Annotated in this window: 1 pseudogene; it reads right to left on the bottom strand. The window is 72.6% G+C overall.

The window, feature by feature from the left end:
- A pseudogene (locus tag KUTG_RS62570) lies at positions 1–1344 on the bottom strand (glycoside hydrolase family 95 protein); the annotation flags it as partial.
- Between the last annotated feature and the right edge of the window lie 231 nt (positions 1345–1575).

Below are 1575 nucleotides of genomic sequence, written 5' to 3'. Positions count from 1 at the left end.
CGTCGATCTGGAACGGCGGATGCGCGCAGAGCAACGACGGATAGACGCTCCCTCGTCGCCACCGGAGCCATCGGCCGGGACGGGCCGCAGCAACAGGTCGAGCAGGCGGTACGCCCCATCTCCGTCACCGAGTCGAGCCCACAGAGCGGCCTTCCACGCCGTCGACCACCCGGTGCTCGCATCGCCGCGCTGCTCCATGCTGCGCCGGGCAGCGTCGGAATGCGTTGCCAGCACGGTGTTTCCCGGGAACACGCCGCTCAGGTGGGAGACGTGACGATGCGTCGGCTCGGTCTCCTCCCGTGCGATGTGCCACTCCAGCAGCCGTCCGTCCGGCCCCGCGGCGATCGGCCGCAGGCGCGGCAGCGCGGCCGCGATCTCGACGAGCAGCGTCGGATCGGCCGCGTCGCCGGCGTCCTCCGCGCTGCGCCGCAGGAAGCCGAAGAGCTCGCGGAGCAGCGTCCCGTCCATTGTGGACGACATGTCCACGGCCGCCGGGCCGTCCGCCGTCACGAAGCGGTTCTCCGGCGAGGTGGCGGGGCCGGTCACCAGCCAGCCGTCCTCGTCCTCGTGGAGCAGGTCCAGCGCGAAGCTCGCGGCGCCGGCCGCCAGCGGCCACGCGGTGCGGCGCAGGAAGTCCCGGTCGCGGCCGAACTCCCAGTGCTCGGCCAGATGCAGGCACAGCCAGACGCCGCCCATCGGCCAGAACGACCACATCGGATCGTCCCGCCCCTCCCCCACCGGCCAGGTCGCCCGCCACAGGTCGGTGTTGTGGTGGCACGCCCAGCCGCGCGCCCCGTAGAGCCCGCGCGCGACCCCGCGACCGGCCTCGGCGAGCTCTCCGACCAGACGCAGCAACGGCTGGTGGCACTCCGGCAGACCGGTCGTCTCGGCCGGCCAGTAGTTCATCTCCGTGTTGATGTTGAGCGTGTAGTCGCAGTTCCAGGGCGGCGTCACCTGGTCGTTCCACAGGCCCTGCAGGTGGGCGGGCTGGCTGCCCGCACGCGAGCAGGCGAGTAGGAGATAGCGGCCGAAGTCGAAGAGCACCGGCATCAACCACTCGTCCGACTCGCCGTCGGCACGGGCGCGCAACCTCGCGTCGAGCGGGCGATCCCGCGGCGGCCGGCCGCCGAGTCGCAACGTCACCCGCCCCATTCGCTCGGCATGTTCTGCTCGGTGTTCCGCGCGGAGTTCCGTCCACGGCCGGCCGAAAGCGGCAGCGATGGCCCGCTCGGCGACCGCCGCGCAGGCCGGCCCGTCCGACGTCGGCTGTTGGTCCCAGCCCGCGAATCCCGTTCGCACGTCGACGAACACGGTCAGCCGCCGAACACCCCGTAGGCGCAACACCGCACCGTCCGCCACCACGGACCCGCCCGCTTCCGATCGGACGCGGGCCACCGCGGCGGCGCGCAGTGCCCGGTCGGCATGCTCGACGACCGGTCCGTGATCATCGCAGCCGACATGGACGGGCGCCGCCAACAGCAGGGCGAGTCCGTCCTGGCCGGACGGTTGAACGCCGGCCGGATGAATGCTGTGCCGGTGCTGCGAGGTCTCCCACCGCAGTTCGCCGTCCCGAGG

Source organism: Kutzneria sp. 744 (assembly GCF_000568255.1).
Lineage (GTDB): Bacteria > Actinomycetota > Actinomycetes > Mycobacteriales > Pseudonocardiaceae > Kutzneria.
This window is presented reverse-complemented; position numbering and strand designations above follow the sequence as displayed.